The following is an 18,557-nucleotide window of genomic DNA, read 5'->3' on the forward strand; positions in this document are numbered from 1 at the left end:
TTTACAGTGATGCCATCGCAGTCAACGGCGCCAGCACCACGCTGGCCGTTGCCAGGCCCAGCAACAGGCGCGGCTGGTAAGGCAAGAGGAACACCCAGAGGGTGACCCCGGCCATCAGCACCGCGAACAGCTCGACCAGGCCCATGGCCCAGCCGCTGTGGCGCACGGCCAGTAGCAGCGCCAGAGCCAGCAGTACCCAGCCGGCGATGCGCAGGGCCATGAGCCGCGCATGAGCGGGCTTGTGCCCGAGCAGGTCCTTGTAGTGCTTTTCCATGGCCAGGCACAGGGCGGCAAAGCCGGCAAAACCAAACAGGGCAATGGCCAGCATCAGTTCACCTCGCTTTCGATCAACGTACCGGGTGCGCTCTTGGCCTCACGCGGCGCACGCTTGGCCGCCACTACCGGCGCCCGCCACATTTTGGTGGCGGCCCAGGCCAGGAACAGCCCGCTGGCCAATGCGCTCAGGTCGAAACCGGCCATGGCCCAATCGCCGACGGCGATCGAATGGTTCAAGCCCTGCCCCGTGGTCAGGCCGTTGAGCAGCGGCAAAGCCGCCCACAGCAAGGCCCCCAGGCCCAGTTGCTCGGCCCAGGCACGGCGCCCCGGGCGCAGCATGGCGTGCAGCAACGACAGCGCCCAGAGCAGGAAGAAACAGTTGATCTCCCAGTCGGCACGGCCCTCCAGGCCAATCGGCAACAGGCGGTTCGCCCAGAAGAACGCCGCCACGCCGATCAGCAGGCCGCTCATGCTGGCGATGTTCAGCACCTCGACCAGGCGCAACTCGAACGGCTGGGTGCCGCTCTTGGCATGCTTGAGCTGGCGCTTGCCCAGCCACATCACCAGGCCGGTGCCGATCACCGCCGTGCCGGCCAGGCCGAAGAAGAAGTACAACCAGCGTAACCATGGGCCGGCGAAAACCCCCATGTGCAAGCCGTACATGCCGCCGGAAATCAGCATCGGTGTGGCATCGATCTGGCTGCCGCCCTGAAGGGTGCCGTTGACCCCATCGAACAGCCAGCCACCGCCACGCTGGTGAGCGATGCGGTCGCCGGCATGGCGCACGAAGCGTACCCGGGCGTTCTGGTCACCGGGGTTCTGCACCTCGACCCACGACAGGTTGGCCCCCGGCGCTTGTGCCTGAACCTTGGCGTACAGCTGCGGCAACGGCAGCAGCGGCGCCGGTGTACCCGCCACTTTGACCTCGTCGGGCGCACCGAACAGGTCACTGAAAAAGCCACGGGTATTGTCGCCATAGCTGGCAATGATGCTGGCCGGCATGACCATAGCCATGAAGATCACCAGGCTGCTGTAGCTGATCATCAGGTGAAACGGCAGCACCAGCACGCCAATGGCGTTATGCCCGTCGAGCCAGGAACGCTGGCCCTTGCCCGGACGGAAGGTGAAGAACTCCTTGAAGATCTTCTTGTGGGTAATGATTCCGGTCACCAGGCCCAGAAGCATGATGAACGCGGCAAAGGTCGACAGCCAGCGGCCCCAGGGGTGAGGCATCTGCAGCTGGAAGTGGAAGCGATAGAAGAACTCGCCGCCACGGGTCTCGCGCGCCTGCAGTTCGCTGCCGGTGGCAGGGTCGAGGGTTTTCGAGGTGAAATCGCGGCGCCCGCCTCCAGGCTTGGGCCAGCCCACGCTCAATGCCGGTTCGCGGGCGTTGGGCAACTGGATGAACCAGCTGCCGGCCGTCGGCGCATGCTCCTGCAGGTAGCGCTGGGCCAGGTCCAGGCTCGCCGCCGGGTCCAGCGCTCGGCTGGGCACTTCCGGCTGCGTCCAGTGACTGATTTCTTCCTTGAAATAGGACATTGTCCCGGTCAGGAAAATCGCAAACAGCAACCAGCCGAAGATCAGCCCGGTCCAGGTGTGCAGCCAGGCCATGGCCTGGCGAAAGCCCTCTTTCATGCGCTTTTCATCCAATAGGCCAGGCCGCTGATCATTGCCAGCACCAGGCTTGGCACCAGGACACCCAGCCAGGCCTGCCAGGCGCTACGACAGGCGAAGCACCAGAGGAAGGCCACCAGGTAGAACAGGAAGGACAGCATCATGCCGCTGATCACCGCCTCGGCACGCGGCACCGGCAGCAACAGGGTGATGCAGACGCTGGCCATGGCCGCCAGCAGATAGCCACCGAACACGGCAGCCAGGCTGCGGGAGGTCACGGCCAGGCGGTAACTGAGGGGCAGCCCGGCGGCTTTGCTTTTCATGGCATCCGTCCATTACGAGAAGCGCACAATAATAATGATTTATATTCTCATAATCAAAGCCGCCGGCCAGACGGATCAGAACGACAGATCGACGCCCACGGTGTAACGGCGGCCATCCAGTACGGTCTGGTAGTTTTCGTAGTCCACTTCCTTGTTGAAGACGTTGTACACACCGGCCAGCAGCTTGACGTTCTTGGTCACCCGATAGGTGCCGCCGAGGTCGACGAAGGTGTACGACGGCGTGCCGTCGGACATGGTGGTACGGCCCAGGTAATCCGAGGTTTTGCCGCGATAGTTCAGGCGTGCCCAGGTCCCCAGCTGGTCTGTAGCCTGCCAGTCGAGGGTGGCGTTGAACATGTGCCGTGGCATCTGGTTCAAGGCCTTGCCCTTCTGCGGGCCGCTCTTCTGCTCGGACGTGGTGAAGGTGTAGTTGGTGGCCAGCGACACACTCTGGGTGATGTCCCAGTCCAGGGTCGCTTCAATACCGCGCATCTGCGCTTCATCGACGTTGACCCGGTCACTGATGAACTTGTACGAGGTGCCGCCGATCTGGCACTGGCCCGAGGCATTGCCGGTGCTGTCGGTGCAGCGGCGGGTCTCGGTGATCTTGTCCTTGAAGTCGGTGTTGAACAGGGTCAGGCCGGTGGAGAAACCTTCAAGGTTGTCCCAGATGAAACCGATTTCCTGGCTCAGGCTCTTTTCCGGCTTGAGGCTGGAGTTGCCGACGATGATTGCCGGGTCGCCACCGCCACCGGTGATCTGGCCCCAGTCATCCACGGCGGCGCGGATGTCCGGCGAGCGATAACCGCTGGATACGCCACCCTTGATGGTCCATTGCTCGGTCGGGTGATAGACCCCGTACAGGCGTGGCGACCAGTGGGTGCCGTAGTTTTCATCGCGGTCCATGCGCAGGCCGCCGGTCAGGGCGAAGGCTTCGGTCAGGCGCCATTCGTCTTCGGCAAACAGTGCCCACGACCAGCGGGTCAGTTGGTTGACGCTGGCCGCCGAGGCCAGTTGGTTGCCCTCGTCGCTGAGGTCTTCGTACTTGTACTGGCCGCCTAGGGTGGTGATGTGCGAATCGCTGAAGAACGACACCTGCGAATTGAGCACGGTGTTTTCCAGTTCCATGCGCCGGCCGGGGTTCTCGATTTTCTCGCGCTGCAGGTAGCTTTCGCTGGTGAGGCTGTCCCAGCGCCCGGAGTGGGTGATGGAGAAGTTGGTGCGGTCGTAGTCGTTGCGGCTGGCGGATCGGCTCGCCGAACGGCCTTTGTGTGCGTTGCGCTCTTGCTCGGACTTGCCCGCTTCCAGGGTGATGTCGTTGTGTTCATCCGGGGTGAACGACAGCTTGGCCGTGGCACTGTCGGTGCTCTGCTCGTTGAAGCCGTTGACGATATGGTCTTCGTCGCGGCGCGAACGCTGGCCGTACAGCTGCAGGCCGACCAGGTTGTCGACCAGCGGCCCGGAGATAAAGGCGTTGGTGCTGTTGTAGTTGCCCGAGTCGGAGCGGTCCTGGAAGGTCGCTTCAGTGCGGATGCCGCCATACCACTGCGGGGTGACCTTGCGGGTGATGATGTTGATCACCCCGCCCATGGCATCGGAGCCGTACAGCGACGACATCGGCCCGCGCACCACTTCGATACGCTCGATGGCTTCCAGCGGCGGCATCCAGCCCTGCTCGATACCGGCACCATCGCTGTTCGGGCGGGTCGCGCGCGAGTCCTGGCGTTTGCCGTCGACCAGCATCAGGGTGTACTTGGAGGCCATGCCGCGAATGCTGATGTCGCTGGAGCTGGCGCCACCGGTGACCACCACGCCCGGCACATCGCGCAGGGCATCGGTGACGTCACGGTAGGACTTGTTCTCGATCTGCTCGCGGGTAATCACCGAAATCGATGCCGGCGCATCCTTGATCTGCTGGGAGAAACCCGACGCGGTCACCACCATGTTGTCCAGCTCCAGTGACTGGGTCTGGGCGCTGGCGTGGGCGCTGTACAGCGAGCAGAGGGTGAGCGCGAGGCAGGATTTGCTGAAAGTCGGGGACACGAGGACCTCTCCCTGAGAAATGTAAAGGTTGCGTAAATTCATCAAGGGAGCGAATGCTATTTATTCTCAAATGAGAGTAAAGCGTATTTACGTTTTTTACATTTTCCCGATCCTCTGCTACGCCCGTCAGTCAGGCGCCGATTGCCGAGTAGTGGCACTTTTCACTACAATGCGAACAATTCTTATTCTGTTGCGCATCCCGGCGCCGGAGTGTTCACGGTGCCCAGCGCTCCCTCTTCCTCGCTCGAAGGCCTCTACCTCGACCATCACAACTGGCTGACCGGCTGGTTGCGCCGGCGTCTGGGCTGCCCCGACAGCGCTGCGGACCTGGCCCAGGACACCTTCATGCGCCTGCTCCAGGCCCGCGAAACGCCACTGCTCAACGAGCCGCGGGCGTTCCTCACCACCGTGGCCAAGCGCGTGCTGTGCAATCACTACCGCCGTCAGGACCTGGAGCGCGCCTACCTCCAGGCGCTGGCGCAGTTGCCCGAAGCACTGGCGCCGTCGGAAGAACACCGGGCAATCATTTTCGAGACCCTGCTGGAGCTCGACCGCCTGCTCGACGGCCTGCCATTGGCGGTCAAGCGCGCCTTCCTGATGGCCCAGGTCGATGGCTTGGGCTACAGCGAGATCGCTGCGCAACTGGGCATCTCCCTGGCCACAGTCAAGCGCTACCTGAGCAAGGCGGCCATGCGCTGTTACTTCGCCCTGTGAACGGCCATCAGGCGTTTTCCCCGCAGGTGGCCGAACAGGCCGTGCACTGGCTGATCGAGTTGCAGGGCGGTGCCCTCGATGCACGTCAGCAACAGGCCCTGCAGCAATGGTTGCAGGCCGACGACAACCACCAGCGCGCCTGGGAGCACATCCAGCGGGTCAACCAGCGCTTGCGCGGCCTGTCCTCGCCCCTGGCCCACGCCGCCTTGCAGGCGCCACGTTCGGCCAGCCGCCGACGGGCGCTGAAAACCCTGCTGATCCTCGGTGTCGGCAGTGCCAGTGGCCTGGCCTTGCACTCGCACAACCCGCTGCCGACACTGCTGGCCGATTACCGCAGCCCGGTCGGCGAACGCCGGCGCCTGGCCCTGGACGACGGCAGCCTGCTGCAGCTCAACACCCGCAGCGCCGCCGATGTGCGTTTCGACGCCAGCCAGCGCCTGGTACGCCTGTTGGACGGTGAGCTGCAACTGACGGTGGCCGGCGACAGCCGACCGTTGCAACTGCTCAGCGCGCACGGCCTGCTGCACCTGAGCAGCGGCCGCTACAACCTGCGACAGTTTGCCGGGTACAGCCAGCTGGCGGTGTTTGCAGGCAGCGCCAGCCTGGCCGGGCAGGTATTGCCCGGCGGCCAGCAAGCGCGCTTCAACGGCCCGCAATGGCAGGCCACTCAGGCGCTGGACAACAATGCCGGGGCCTGGGTCGACGGTATGCTGGTGGCTGCGCACATGCCCCTGGGGGCGTTTCTCGACGAGCTGGGCCGCTACCGGCGCGGTCAGCTCAATTGCGCGCCAGAGGTCGCTAACCTGCTGATCTCCGGCAGTTATCCACTGGCCGACAGCGAACGCATTCTCGACATGCTGGAAGTGGCATTACCGGTGCGCGTCAGACGCTTTACCCGCTACTGGGTGACGGTCGAAGCGCGGGCCTGAAACATTTTTTTCAACGGACCTGAGCCGTTTTCAATTCTCGCGTGACAGAGAAGGCAGACCCCTTTGCTTCGACCTTCTCAAGGACCTCCTGCATGCCCCTTCGACCGAGCCCACTTGCCCAGGCCCTGCGCACCCTGCTGCTGGGTGCCAGCCTGAGTTTCACCGCCGTTGCCGCCCAGGCAGCAGAGGCCCCGGCGCGCACCTACCAGATCGCCCCCACCAGCCTGGAAAACGCCCTGAACCAGTTTGGCCGCGAAAGCGGTGTACTGATCTCGTTCGGCTCGCACCTTACCAGCGGCGTGCAGAGCCCCGGCCTGCAGGGCCAGTACAGCCCGCAGCAAGGCCTCGATGCGCTGCTGCAAGGCAGCGGCCTGCAAGCGCGTGCCGAGGGTGACAACGCCTTCAGCCTGCAACCGCTCGCGGCAACCCATGCGCCGGTCGAGCTCGGCGCCTCCACCGTGGTCGGCGACTGGCTGGGCGCGGCGCAGCAGGACAACGTCTTCGAACATGCCGGCGCCCGCGACGTGATCCGCCGCGAGGACTTCGAACGCAGCGGCGCCACCACCGCGCGCGAAGTGCTCAACCGTATCCCCGGCGTCAACGCCCCGGAAAACAACGGCACCGGCAGCCACGACATGGCGCTGAACTTCGGCATTCGCGGGCTGAACCCACGCCTGGCCTCGCGCTCGACGGTGCTGATGGACGGCATCCCGGTGCCTTTCGCCCCCTACGGCCAGCCACAGCTGTCGTTCGCCCCGATCAGCATGGGCAACATGGACGCGGTGGACGTGGTGCGCGGCGGCGGCGCGGTACGCTATGGCCCGCAGAACGTCGGCGGCATCGTCAACTTCGTGACCCGGGCGATCCCCGACGAGCCGACGGTGAAAGCCGGCTTCCAGACCCAGACCAGCCCGTCCTCCAGCCATGACGGTTTCAAGACCAGCGCCAACCTGCTCGCTGGCGGCACCAACGCCAACGGCCTGGGCGGCGCCCTGCTCTACTCCGGCAGCCGCGGCGGCGACTGGCGCGAGCACAGCGACACACAGATCGACGACCTGATCCTCAAGGGCAAATACCAGCTCGATGAGGCCAACAGCCTGCACGCCATGGCCCAGTACTACGAAGGCGAAGCGCAGATGCCCGGCGGCCTTAGCGTTGCCGACTACGATGCCGACCCGTACCAGTCGACCCGCCTGAAGGACAAGTTCTGGGGTCGGCGGACGATGTTCAACTTCGGCTATGACTACAAGGAAGACGCCCGTCAGTTCAGCGTCAACAGCTTCTTCACCAAGACCCTGCGCAGCGGTTACCTGGACCAGGGCAGCTTCGTCTCGCTGTCGCCGCGCGAATACTGGGTACGCGGCATCGAAACGCGCTTCTCCCAGGGCTTTGCCCTCGGCGAGAGCTGGCACGAAGTCGGCGTTGGCTACCGCTACATCAACGAAGCCGGCCATGAGCTGCGCTACCGCGAACCGATCGCCGCCAACCAGCTGCCGACCACCGCCAGCCGCAACGACCGCGACACCCGTGGCAGCACCGAAGCCCACGCGATTTTCCTCGACGACCGCATCGACATCGGCCAGTGGACCATCACCCCGGGCATCCGCTACGAGATGATCGACTCCGAGCAGTCCAACAAGCTCAACGGTCAGCGCTACCAGGGCGACTACAACACCGCCCTGCCGGCGCTCAACGTCATGTACCACCTGACGGACAGCTGGAACCTGTACGCCAACACCGAAGGCTCGTTCGGCAGCGTGCAGTACAGCCAGATGCCCAACCGGGTCAGCAGCGGCGAAGTCAAACCGGAAAAAGCCCGCACCTGGGAACTGGGTACCCGCTACGACAACGGCAACCTGCAGGCTGAAATCGGCGCATTCCTGATCAATTTCGACAACCAGTACGAAAGCAACCAGACCAACGATTCGGTGATCGCCCGCGGCGAAACCCGCCACCAGGGCATCGAGACCAGCGTCAAGTACGCCCTCGAAGGCCTGAACCCGGCACTGGCGGGTTTCGACGTGTACGCAACCTATGCCTTTGTCGACGCGAAAATCCGTGAAGACGGGCCGAACAAGGGCAATCGCGTGCCCTTCTCATCCCGCCACAAAGGCACCCTGGGCATCGGCTACAGCGAGGGCCAGTGGAAGCTCAACCTCGACAGCACCTACCAGAGCGACCAGTTTGCCGACAACGCCAACACCGCGGCCGAAAGCGCCGACGGCAGCACCGGGCGCATCCCCGGCTACATGCTGTTCAGCAGCCGCGCAGCCTATGATTTCGGCCCGCAACTGGCGAACCTCAACGTTGCCGTGGGGGTGAAGAACATCTTCAATCACCAGTACTACACCCGCTCGTTCGACGACAACAACAAGGGCAAGTACGTGGGTGAACCTCGTACGATATACCTGCAGACCTCCGTCGCGTTCTGATCCAGCGCATGCAAAAGCCTGGCCGCCGCCGGGCTTTTTGCTACAAGATATTTTTATTTCAAAAGGGCTTGAATTGTTCGGCCAAGTGCCTGACCTTGTAGTCAAGAGGCGATGGTTCTCACAGGCCGCAAAGGCCCCATCGATTCTCTTGCGAGCTAGCTGAATAAGGGATTGAACTATGCAAATCCAAGTCAATAGCGACAACCATATTCAAGGCAACATCCGGCTGGAAGAGTGGGTCCGCAGCACGGTAGAAAGCACGCTCGAACGTTTCGAAGAAGACCTCACCCGCGTCGAGGTCCACCTGCGCGACGAGAATGGCGACAAGCCAGGTCCGCATGACAAACGCTGCCAGATGGAGGCACGCCCAAAAGGCCATCAACCGATTTCCGTAAGCCACAAAGCCGCATCCCTCGACCAGGCTGTCGACGGAGCCGCGATCAAGCTCAACCACGCCCTGGAGCACTTCTACGGCAAGCTGCGCAGCAAACGCGCGGTCACCCAGCAAAGCGACAGCGGTGCCCAGAATGACGGGCTGTTGCAGGAAGAGTTTCTGGAGAACGAGCAAGCTAGCTTCAACTGAATAATCAGCAACGCAGACGGTAAAAAGGCGAGCCCCATGGGGCTCGCCTTTTTTTGCCTGGATTGCGACCGCTACGCGCCCGATCGCGGGGCCAGGCCCGCTCCCCCAGTGCCCGCTACTTCGCTTCCTCGATCTCCTTGCCACTGGCATCGATAGCCTTGGTCGACGGATAGCGGTACGAGGCGTAGCGCACCACCAGGATCGAGAACGCCAGCAGCAGGATGCCGCCGCACACGTACAGCAGGCCGGCGTCCGGCGCTTTGTGGTGCGACACGTCGCCAATCAGCAGGCGGGTCAGCGCAGTGATCGCCACATACAGCAGGAAGCGGATCGGCATGTGGTTGGTCTTGAAGTAGATCCCCACCATGGCGCCGAGCTCGAGGTAGATGAACAACAGCAGGATGTCGTCGACGCTGACGCCCTTGCCGAGCATCTCGATGAAGGTGGCCACGGCCGCGTAGGCGGTGATGCCACCGATGCCGAACAGGGCCAGGTAGTGGAACGCCTCGACGCACAGGTTGCCCAGCGAGTCGGCCGAGCCATGCAGGCGCTTGCGCAGTTTGTCAGCCCAATTGATGCTCACGATACGGTTTCCTTGATACGGCTGGAAGGATGATGCGCCAGGCGCATGACGCTTGGTCTGCATGCAGTAAAAAGGCCAAGCCCCCTGCTTGAGAAGGCGACCGATTGCCGCAAGGCACAGCCATCACTGGCTGTGCCCTTATCCTTGCAGTTCGCGGTTACCGAATCGTGTTTACTCCAGCGCCGACGCCGGGCCGAAGAATTCGTAGCGGCTCTGCTGCTCCGGCACCCCCAGGCCCTTGAGGTGGCGCTTGATGGTAGCCATGAAGGCTTTCGGGCCAAGAAAGTAGGCGTCCACATCACGCTCTTGCGGCAACCATGCGCCCAGTTGATCGGCGCTGAGCAGGCCCACGGCGTCCGCCGGCTGGCTGACGCCATCGTCTTCGGCATAGCAGTAGAAGCGCTTGACCTGCGGGTGGCGCGCCGCCAGTTCATCGACCCAGCCGCGGAAAGCGTGCACCGCGCCGTTGCGCGCGCAGTGAATGAAGTGCACCAGGCGCCCGCTGTCCAGCGCCGCCTCGAGCATCGGCAAGGTCGGGGTGATGCCGACGCCGCCACTGATCAGCACAAGCGGTTTTTCACTGGCGCTCAAGGTGAACTCGCCCGATGGCGGGAACAGGTTGATGGTGGCGCCCACGGCCAACTGCTCGTGCAGGTAGTTGGAGACCTTGCCGCCGGCTTCGCGCTTGACACTGATGCGGTACTGGCCGGCAGTGCTCAGGGCCGACAGCGAGTAGTTGCGGCGCTGCTCCTGGCCGTCGATGAACAGTTGCAGGCCGATGTACTGGCCAGGCTCAGCCTGCAAAATCGCACCGCCATCGACCGGGGCGAAATAGAAGGAGACGATCTCGCTGCTCTCCTCGACCCGCTCGACCAGCTTGAACTCGCGCGCACCACGCCAGCCACCCGGGGCCGCGGCTTTTTGCGCATAGATATCGCCTTCAGCGCCGATGAGGATATCGGCCAGTTGCTGATAGGCCGCGCCCCAGGCTGCGATCACTTCGGGGGTGGCAATCTCCTTGCCGAGCACTTCTTCGATGGCGCGCAGCAGGCAGCTACCGACGATCGGGTAATGTTCCGGAAGGATCTGCAAGGCCACATGCTTGTTGATGATCTGGCCGACCAGGCCGCCCAGTTGTTCGAGCTGGTCGATGTGCCGTGCATACATCAGCACGCCGTTGGCCAGGGCCCGGGGCTGGTCGCCGCTGGCCTGGTGCGCCTGGTTGAACAGCGGACGCACCTCGGGGTACTCGCTGAGCATCAGCTTGTAGAAATGGGTGGTCAGCGCTTCTCCGCCGCTTTCCAGCAGGGGTACGGTGGCTTTGACGATTGCACGATCCTGGGCATTGAGCATGGATGACTCCTGAGCCTGTGGCTTCTTGATGAATGCCTTGGTTATTACAGCTTTCGTGCCAACTATTAAATCTATATAAATCAACAACTTACAAAATAAAGAGTCATAAAGACAACGACTGCGATATAGTCATATTGACCCACAGGAGTCTTTATGACCGCAAAATCCCTGCTCACCGCCTTGCTCCCGCTGGTCAGCGACCTGTCCCGCGAACTGCCCGAGCGCGAACGCTACCGGCGCCTGCTCGAAGCCATGCGCAGCCTGCTGCCCTGCGACGCTGCCGCGCTGTTGCGCCTGGACGGCGAATGGCTGGTACCACTGGCCGTGGACGGCTTGAGCACCGATACCCTCGGGCGGCGCTTCAAGGTCGATGAGCATCCGCGCTTTGCGGCCATCCTCAGCCACAGCGAGCCGACCCGCTTTGCCAGCGACAGCAAACTGCCCGACCCCTACGACGGCTTGGTCGAGGGCCTGCATCAGCACCTGGAGGTGCACGACTGCATGGGCTGCCCGCTGTTTGTCGATGAACGGCCCTGGGGCCTGATCACCCTCGATGCGCTGAACCCGGAACAGTTCCAGCAGGTCGAACTCGATGCCCTGCAGGCCTTTGCCAGCCTGGCGGCGGCCACGGTCAATGTCGCCGAACGCATCGAACACCTGGCCCTGCGCGCCGAAGACGAACACCAGCGCGCCGAGGTTTACCGCCAAGCCAGCGGCCAGCAGCACAAGGAACTGATCGGCCAGAGCAAGGCGCTCAAACGCCTGCTGGAAGAAATCCGCCTGGTCGGCAGTAGCGACCTGACGGTATTGATCACCGGCGAAACCGGGGTGGGCAAAGAGTTGGTGGCCCAGGCTATCCATCAAGCCTCAAGCCGCGCCCAGCAGCCGATGATCAGCCTCAACTGCGCGGCGCTGCCCGACACCCTGGTCGAGAGCGAGCTGTTCGGCCATGTCCGTGGCGCCTTTACCGGCGCGGTGGGCGAGCGGCGCGGCAAGTTTGAACTGGCCAATGGCGGCACGTTGTTTCTCGATGAAGTCGGCGAATTGTCGCTGAGCGTGCAGGCCAAGCTCTTGCGCGTGCTGCAGAGCGGCCAGCTACAGCGCCTGGGCTCGGACCAGGAGCACCGCGTCGATGTGCGCCTGATCGCCGCCAGCAACCGCGACCTGGCCGAAGAAGTGCGCGCCGGACGCTACCGCGCCGACTTTTACCACCGCCTGAGCGTATACCCGCTGCTGGTGCCACCGCTGCGCGAACGCGGGCGCGATGTGCTGCTGCTCAGTGGCTATTTTCTCGAGCAGAACCGCTCGCGCATGGGCCTGGGCAGCCTGCGCCTGAGCCCCGAAGCCCAAGCCGCGCTGATTGCCTACAACTGGCCGGGCAACGTGCGCGAGCTGGAACACCTGATCGGCCGTTCGGCGCTCAAGGCCCTGGGGCAGCATGGCCTGCGACCGAAAATCCTCACCCTGGATGCCGCCGACCTGGACCTGCGCCCGGTTGAGTCGGCCCCTGCCCCCATCGACACCAATGCATTGGCCGAGGCACCGCTGCCCGGCGGCGATCTGCGCCAGGCCCTGGATGACTACCAGCGCCAGCTGATCCAGGCGTGCCTGGAGCGCCACCAGCACAACTGGGCCAGCACTGCCCGCGAACTTGGCCTGGATCGGGCCAATCTCAGTCGCCTGGCACGGCGCTTGGGTCTACGCTGATTTCACCGAGTGATTAAAGCCACGGGCCGCCGGGTCGATAACCTGGCATCTCCCCCTATTACTCTGCCCTGAAGGTGCCTATGGCGTCGCAAAATGCCCGCGCGGATTCGCTGTCGCTGCTGCTGTTTACCCTGCGCAGCGGCAAGCTGATGGCGATCAACCTGCTCAAGGTCAGTGAAATCATCCCCTGCCCGCCGCTGACCAAGCTGCCGGAGTCGCACCCCCACGTCAAAGGCGTGGCCACCTTGCGGGGCAACTCGCTGTCGGTCATCGACCTGTCCCGGGCCATCGGCGAACGGCCGCTGGAAGACCCGGACGGCGGCTGCCTGATCGTCACCGACATCAGCCGCTCCAAGCAGGGGTTGCATGTGCAGGCGGTGAGCAAGATCGTCCATTGCCTGAGCACCGACATCAAGCCGCCACCCTATGGGTCGGGGAGCAAGTCGTTCATCACCGGCGTGACCCGGGTCGACAACACCCTGGTGCAAGTGCTGGATATCGAGAAGGTCATCCACGGCATCGCCCCGCCGACGCACGAGGTGGTGACTTCCGAGCTCAGCGCTGAAGACGCCGCAGTGCTGGCCGCCACCAACATCCTGGTGGTCGATGACAGCCAGGTGGCCCTGCAGCAGTCGGTGCATACCCTGCGCAACCTCGGTATCGAATGCCACACCGCGCGCAGCGCCAAGGACGCGATCAACACCTTGCTCGAACTGCAAGGCACCGAGCGCGAGATCAACGTGGTGGTGTCGGACATCGAGATGTCGGAGATGGACGGCTACGCCTTCACCCGCACCCTGCGCGAAACCCCGGATTTCCAGCACCTCTACGTGCTGTTGCACACCTCGCTGGACAGCGCCATGAACAGCGATAAAGCCAAGGATGCCGGGGCCAACGCGGTACTGACCAAGTTCTCCTCGCCAGACCTGACCGACTGCCTGATCGTCGCCGCCCGCACCGTGGCCTTCGAAGAACGCTGATACATAGCCGCGAAGCGTTGCGCTTGAATGTGCCTGAGGCTCAGGCACAATTGTGCGCACGTTTTTGCGAGTATCCCGCCGATGAAAGCCCTCCTCTTCACCCTGCTCGGCTGCGCTGTGTTCAGCGCTGGCGCCCAGGCATCCAGCAGCCAGGCCTGGAGCGATCATCAACAGCAGGTGCTGAAAAGCTGCATCGGCGCCAGCCAGCTCAAACAGGTCAAGGCCCTGGGCAAGGCCGCCGAGTTCGACGACCGTGTGGGCTACAGCGCCCTGCTGCTCGAAGGCCGCTACCCGCAAAAGCACATGAACAACCGCAAGGGCACCGAACTGTGCCTGTTCGATAAAAAGCGCAAGGCTGCCTTCGTCACCGAATGGACGCCTGGCCAACCGTGAACAGCGCGCCCATTACCGATATCCGTTTCGACTGCACCGGCTGTGGCAAGTGCTGCACCGGCCATCATGTCCCCCTGACCCTGAGCGAGGCCCGACAGTGGGCGGGTACCGGCGGCCAGGTCATCGTCCTGGCCGAAGCCTTCCTGGCCAATGGCCTGGGCCTGCCGGCAGAACAGCGCGAGCACGCCACGCGCCGCTCCTGGCCGGTGCCCTGCGGCAGCAGCCAGGCCTGGGTGACCATCACCTTTGCCGCCTTCAACCCCGGCCGCTGCCGCAACCTCGACGACGACAACCGCTGCGGCATCTACGAGATCCGCCCGCTGGTGTGCCGTATCTACCCGATGGAAATCAATCCGCACATCCCGCTGCGCCCCGAGGCCAAGGACTGCCCGAGCGAAGCCTGGCAAAGCGGCCCGGCGCTGATTCACGGCCATCAGTTGGTGGATAAGCGCCTGGCTGAACTGATCGAGCGTTCGCGCCAGGCCGATCGCGACGATATCCGCGCCAAGCTCGCCATCTGCCAGGCGCTGGGCATTGATGTCAGCGCGCTCAAGGGCAATGGCTTTACCGCTTACCTGCCCGACACCGCGGCGCTGGCCCAGGCCCTTGAGCAACCGCCGCTCGATCAGCCCGTGGCAGCATGGACGCTGCATGTGATCGATCCGGCCTTGAGTGCCGAGCTTGAGGCGTGCGGTGCGAAGACTCGCAGCGAACCCGGCACCTACTACAGCTTCATCGGGTTCTGAACCGCCCTACTGACAACGCCGCCAGAATTCATCCGCCAGCCGGCGCAGGTCCTGCGCCAGCCCGGCCACGTCGGTGGCGCTCAGGTGGCTCTGCTGGCCGACCTGCACCGTGGCTTCACTGGCCTGGCGGATGCTGATGATGTTGCGGTTGATGTTCTCGCTGACCTGGCTCTGCTGCTCTACCGCCGCGGCGATCTGCAGGCTCATTTCGCTGATCTGGTTGACCCGCAGGCTGATGCCGTCCAGGGCACTGGCGGCGCGCTGGGCCTGCTCGACACTGTGCCCGGCATGTTCGCTGCTCTGCTGCATGACCTGCACCGCTTCACGCGCGCCATTTTGCAAGGCGCTGATCATCCGCTGGATTTCGTGGGTCGACTGCGCGGTGCGCTGGGCCAGGCCGCGTACCTCGTCGGCGACCACGGCAAAACCGCGGCCCTGATCACCGGCCCGGGCCGCTTCGATGGCGGCATTGAGGGCCAACAGGTTGGTCTGCTCGGCGATGCCGCGAATCACCTCCAGCACCCCGGTGATCTCGCTGCTGTGGCTTTCCAGATTGTGGATAACTTCAGTGGCCGAGCTCAGCGAATTGGCCAGGTTCTGGATGGCGCTGCGGTTGAGGTCGACCAGTTGATGCCCGGCCTGGGTTTCGCCCTCGGCCTGGTCGGCGGCCTGGGAGGCTTGCTGGGCACTGCTGGCGACCTGGGCGACGCTGGCGGCCATCTGGTTGATCGCAATGGCCACCTGATCGGCTTCGCTCTGTTGTTCCAGGCTGTTGCTGTGACTGCTTTGCAGCGATTGAGCCAGGCTACCGGTATGCCCGGCCAGGCGCCGCGAGGTGTCGCCGATACGGCCGACCACCGCGCCCAACTGGCCCTTGAGCATGCGCAGGGCAAAGTCGATCTGGCCAATGCCGTCGCGCCGACCGGTGTACAGCTGCTGGCTCAAGGGGTTGTCGGCGATGGCCTGGGCCTGGACGCGCAAGCGCTCGAGCGGGCGCAAGGCGATGAAGATCATCAAGGCCGCCAGGCCACTGGCCAGGATCAACTCCAGCACACCTTGCCATGGCAGGGCCGGCAACAGCAGCCGGCTGAAAGCAAACACCGCCGCCAGCGCCAGGGTCACCCCGCCCCACAGTTGCCAGGCCAAACCAACCACCGGCAAACGCTGCCACCAGCGCAGCGGACCGCTGCACATCCTCGCGTAGCAGCGCTCGGCGGCCTCGACCTGCTCGGCACTGGGCTTGGTCCGCACCGACTGATACTCCACGGCCTGGCCATTGCTGGAGATGGGCGTGACGAACGCGCTGACCCAATAGTGATCACCGTTCTTGCAACGGTTCTTCACCAGCCCCATCCACGACTGGCCACTTTTCAGTGTCTGCCACATTTGTGCGAAGGCCTGGGGCGGCATGTCCGGGTGGCGGACGATATGGTGGGCGCTGCCTATCAGCTCTTCGCGGGTAAAACCACTGACCTTGATGAAGTCGTCATTGGCGTAAGTGATCTGGCTGGTCAGGTCAGTGGTGGAAAGGATATTGGCGTCACCGGGATAATCCACATTGCGACCGGTCACAGGCAAATTGCTCTTCATCGGAGGCACTCGTTATTGTCGGGAGAATCGGCAGGGCGTACGACTTTAGTGGCAATTTTTTGCCCAACCTTGATCCAGCGCAGGATATTGGCACTTGGCCACTACCGGTCACGGGGTAGCCCGCGATTGAAGCCAACGCAAATTCAATGACTATTACCTTTGACGCAACAGTGCTTATCCCAAAAGTAACTGTTTCTTTCAGCCATTTCCGACTAATTTACTCAGACCTACTTCACACTTGCCAAGCAAGAAGGTTGTTGCAAATGTCCAACAGTATGGGTGTTGCCAGCGTATTCGTCCTGTCCTCCCTGTTGCTGTCGCCACTGGCCATGGCTGAAGAATCCCAGGCTTTTGTTGCCCGTAACGCCGAGCGTGCCACGGTTCTTCAGGAGGTCATCGCCAAGCACCAGTCCGAGCAGGCCCAGGGCCTGGAACAGACCGCTGCAAAGGCTGATGCGGATGACGCGTCCGAGAGCTGATCGGGCCCCGATTCACCCCTTCGACTCCCTCGATGGCTGCACAGGTGACTTGAATGCCTGTGCGGTTGTCTTTCAAAGCCGCTGCCGATCAGCGGCTTTTTTTTCGTGTGTCGAAAAGTGCCAGCGCGCTGGCTCGTTTGTTCATGACAAGAACGTCTTTCGTACAATAAAAACTGCCGTACATTCACCCCAAGGAGTCCACACCGGTGAACACTGCTTTACGCTTCACCCCGCTGTTCGTTGCATTGGCTGCAACGATGCCCTTCACTGCCCAGGCCGACGAGGAAAAGGCCGAAGGTTTTATCGAAGGGTCGAGTCTCAACGTGCACGCACGCAACTACTACCTGAACCGCAACCAGCTGCTGCCGGGTGTGCGTGACAACCGCGAATGGGGTCAGGGTTTTCTCGGCAAGTTCGAATCGGGCTACACCCCGGGCACGGTCGGTTTCGGCCTCGATGCCCACGCCATGCTCGGGCTGAAACTCGACGGCGGAGGCGGCACCTCCGGTTCCAGCATCCTGCCGATCAACACCAAGGGTGATGGCGAACCGGGCAAGGCCCATGATTCGTTCTCCACCGCCGGTGCTGCGCTCAAGCTCAAGGCGTTTGACACCGTGCTCAAGGCCGGCGACCTGTTCCTCACCAACCCGGTGATCGCCGGTGGCGAGTCGCGCATGCTGCCGCAGACCTTCCGCGGCGTCAGCATCACCAACAACAGCTTTGACGGGGTGATGCTCGAAGCCGGTCAAGCCAGCTTCACCAAGCCCTACAACCAGAGCGGCCACCGGCGTATCGACACCTTCTACGGCAAGCTGCAGGACGAGCGCGACAGCCGTCACCTGAACTGGGCCGGCGTGGCCTGGAGCGGCGTGCCGAACCTGACCTCGAGCCTGTATGCCGCCGAGCTCAAGGACATCTGGAACCAGTACTACTTCGATGTCGACTACACCTGGCAGCTCAACGAGCTGGTCAGCCTCAACCCGGGCCTGCACTTCTATCACACCCAGGACACCGGCCAGGCGCTGCTCGGGCACATCGACAACAACACCTACAGCCTGCACTTCACCGTCAACGTCGGCTACAACAGCCTTACCGCGGTGTACCAGCGGGTCAACGGCAACACCCCGTTCGACTACATCAACCAGGGTGACAGCATCTTCCTGGACAACTCGCAGATCTACTCGGACTTCAACGGCCCCAACGAGCGTTCGTGGAAGCTCAAGTACGCCTATGACTTCGCCGGGGCCGGCATCCCGGGGCTGACCTCGATTGTGTCCTACTCGCGCGGTGAGCTGGACATGAGCAAGGTCGACCCCAACAGCGTCGGCTACGGCCACTGGTACAACGCCGATGGCGAGAACGCCCAGCACTGGGAACGTGACGTCGACCTGCAGTACGTGTTCCAGGAAGGCCAGCTCAAGGATCTCTCGGTGCTGCTGCGCTGGGCCTCGCACCGTGGCACCCAGGGCTACTCGCATATCGACAGCGATGTCGACGAGTACCGGGTGATCGTTGACTACCCGCTGAACATTTTCTGATCGCCCCAACCCGGTAGTGGGAGCGGTGAATGACAAGTTGCTAATCCGAGGTGCCTAGAGGTTTTGCTTGAAGCCACGGGCGGCTACGAGTGCGCGAAAGTGGCGGTGGTTGCGTGCATGCGGGTATTGATCGTGCGATTGAATGCCATGCTCAAAAGCGGAACACCCTGGCGAGAACAGCCGGCTTGAAGGCGGTTGAGTCCCTGTGGGAGCCAGCCTTGCTGGCGATGCCCGGCATAGCCGGGCCGGGGGTGCTACGCCCCCCATCGCCGGC

At 63.2% G+C, this 18,557-nt stretch carries 17 protein-coding genes and 2 pseudogenes; 11 read left to right on the plus strand and 8 right to left on the minus strand.

Translation table 11 applies throughout. From position 1 onward, the window contains the following. Position 1: 1 nt before the first annotated feature. The 4 genes from KHO53_RS06100 to KHO53_RS06115 form a co-directional block, all read right to left on the minus strand. The gene (locus KHO53_RS06100) at positions 2–328 is read right to left on the minus strand and encodes a DUF3325 domain-containing protein (RefSeq protein WP_100782515.1); all 327 of its coding nucleotides are present in this window, start codon (positions 326–328) and stop codon (positions 2–4) included. Continuing rightward, entirely contained in the window at positions 328–1,911 is a 1,584-nt protein-coding gene (locus tag KHO53_RS06105; RefSeq protein WP_213570094.1) for a PepSY-associated TM helix domain-containing protein, read from the minus strand. The genes KHO53_RS06100 and KHO53_RS06105 overlap by 1 nt, the downstream gene beginning before the upstream one ends. Beyond that, positions 1,908–2,213 carry a DUF3649 domain-containing protein gene (locus tag KHO53_RS06110; protein WP_100782513.1) on the minus strand — a complete coding sequence of 102 codons (306 nt, stop codon included), beginning with the start codon at positions 2,211–2,213 and terminating at the stop codon, positions 1,908–1,910. The genes KHO53_RS06105 and KHO53_RS06110 overlap by 4 nt, the downstream gene beginning before the upstream one ends. 75 nt (positions 2,214–2,288) lie before the next feature. Then, positions 2,289–4,256, minus strand: coding sequence for a ligand-gated channel protein (locus tag KHO53_RS06115; RefSeq protein ID WP_349628466.1), 1,968 nt, complete (start codon positions 4,254–4,256; stop codon positions 2,289–2,291). 219 nt (positions 4,257–4,475) lie between these two features. On the opposite strand from KHO53_RS06115, the gene KHO53_RS06120 reads away from it, so the two are divergent. The 4 genes from KHO53_RS06120 to KHO53_RS06135 all read left to right on the plus strand — a co-directional run bounded on the left by KHO53_RS06120 (position 4,476) and on the right by KHO53_RS06135 (position 8,914). Next, complete coding sequence (locus tag KHO53_RS06120) at positions 4,476–4,970, plus strand: sigma-70 family RNA polymerase sigma factor (protein WP_010220662.1); 495 nt, start codon at positions 4,476–4,478, stop codon at positions 4,968–4,970. Next, positions 4,967–5,899, plus strand: a complete 933-nt coding sequence (locus tag KHO53_RS06125; RefSeq protein ID WP_036996857.1) for a DUF4880 domain-containing protein — start codon at positions 4,967–4,969, stop codon at positions 5,897–5,899. Before KHO53_RS06120 ends, KHO53_RS06125 begins: the two co-directional genes overlap by 4 nt. 92 nt (positions 5,900–5,991) lie before the next feature. Next, positions 5,992–8,331 (plus strand): TonB-dependent Fe(3+) dicitrate receptor FecA, encoded by a 2,340-nt coding sequence (fecA, locus tag KHO53_RS06130; RefSeq protein ID WP_213570096.1) that lies wholly within the window; start codon positions 5,992–5,994, stop codon positions 8,329–8,331. Between the two features lie 178 nt (positions 8,332–8,509). After that, positions 8,510–8,914 carry an HPF/RaiA family ribosome-associated protein gene (locus KHO53_RS06135; protein ID WP_010220657.1) on the plus strand — a complete coding sequence of 135 codons (405 nt, stop codon included), beginning with the start codon at positions 8,510–8,512 and terminating at the stop codon, positions 8,912–8,914. Positions 8,915–9,029: 115 nt separating this feature from the next. Here KHO53_RS06135 and KHO53_RS06140 read toward each other — a convergent pair whose 3' ends face one another. Together KHO53_RS06140 and hmpA are read right to left on the minus strand one after the other, a co-directional pair. Then, positions 9,030–9,497 (minus strand): phosphate-starvation-inducible protein PsiE, encoded by a 468-nt coding sequence (locus KHO53_RS06140; protein WP_010220656.1) that lies wholly within the window; start codon positions 9,495–9,497, stop codon positions 9,030–9,032. A gap of 171 nt (positions 9,498–9,668) precedes the next feature. Continuing rightward, a complete protein-coding gene (gene hmpA / locus KHO53_RS06145) occupies positions 9,669–10,850 on the minus strand; it encodes an NO-inducible flavohemoprotein (RefSeq protein ID WP_036996862.1) in 1,182 nt (393 codons plus the stop codon). A gap of 153 nt (positions 10,851–11,003) precedes the next feature. Here hmpA and norR point away from each other — a divergent pair, with 153 nt between their 5' ends. The 4 genes from norR to KHO53_RS06165 all read left to right on the plus strand — a co-directional run bounded on the left by norR (position 11,004) and on the right by KHO53_RS06165 (position 14,676). Next, a complete protein-coding gene (gene norR, locus KHO53_RS06150; protein WP_213570097.1) occupies positions 11,004–12,557 on the plus strand; it encodes a nitric oxide reductase transcriptional regulator NorR in 1,554 nt (517 codons plus the stop codon). Between the two features lie 80 nt (positions 12,558–12,637). Beyond that, complete coding sequence (locus KHO53_RS06155) at positions 12,638–13,537, plus strand: chemotaxis protein (protein ID WP_010220652.1); 900 nt, start codon at positions 12,638–12,640, stop codon at positions 13,535–13,537. 81 nt (positions 13,538–13,618) lie between these two features. Beyond that, the gene (locus KHO53_RS06160) at positions 13,619–13,930 is read left to right on the plus strand and encodes a hypothetical protein (protein ID WP_010220650.1); all 312 of its coding nucleotides are present in this window, start codon (positions 13,619–13,621) and stop codon (positions 13,928–13,930) included. An 11-nt stretch (positions 13,931–13,941) separates the two neighbouring features. Further along, complete coding sequence (locus tag KHO53_RS06165) at positions 13,942–14,676, plus strand: YkgJ family cysteine cluster protein (protein ID WP_502937689.1); 735 nt, start codon at positions 13,942–13,944, stop codon at positions 14,674–14,676. A gap of 6 nt (positions 14,677–14,682) precedes the next feature. Here KHO53_RS06165 and KHO53_RS06170 read toward each other — a convergent pair whose 3' ends face one another. Beyond that, positions 14,683–15,729: a methyl-accepting chemotaxis protein gene (locus KHO53_RS06170; protein ID WP_502937690.1), complete on the minus strand. Its 1,047-nt coding sequence runs from the start codon at positions 15,727–15,729 to the stop codon at positions 14,683–14,685. A gap of 255 nt (positions 15,730–15,984) precedes the next feature. Next, positions 15,985–16,266: pseudogene (locus tag KHO53_RS25925) on the minus strand (PAS domain-containing protein); the annotation flags it as partial. Positions 16,267–16,529: 263 nt separating this feature from the next. Here KHO53_RS25925 and KHO53_RS06175 point away from each other — a divergent pair. The 3 genes and pseudogenes from KHO53_RS06175 to KHO53_RS25930 all read left to right on the plus strand — a co-directional run. Next, positions 16,530–16,745, plus strand: a complete 216-nt coding sequence (locus KHO53_RS06175) for a hypothetical protein (RefSeq protein ID WP_010220647.1) — start codon at positions 16,530–16,532, stop codon at positions 16,743–16,745. Positions 16,746–16,951: 206 nt separating this feature from the next. Next, positions 16,952–18,283, plus strand: a complete 1,332-nt coding sequence (locus KHO53_RS06180; RefSeq protein WP_036996865.1) for an OprD family porin — start codon at positions 16,952–16,954, stop codon at positions 18,281–18,283. An 87-nt stretch (positions 18,284–18,370) separates the two neighbouring features. After that, a pseudogene (locus KHO53_RS25930) lies at positions 18,371–18,472 on the plus strand (IS110 family transposase); the annotation flags it as partial. Positions 18,473–18,557 lie beyond the last annotated feature (85 nt).

Source organism: Pseudomonas sp. RC2C2 (assembly GCF_018390435.1).
GTDB classification, from domain to species: domain Bacteria; phylum Pseudomonadota; class Gammaproteobacteria; order Pseudomonadales; family Pseudomonadaceae; genus Aquipseudomonas; species Aquipseudomonas donghuensis.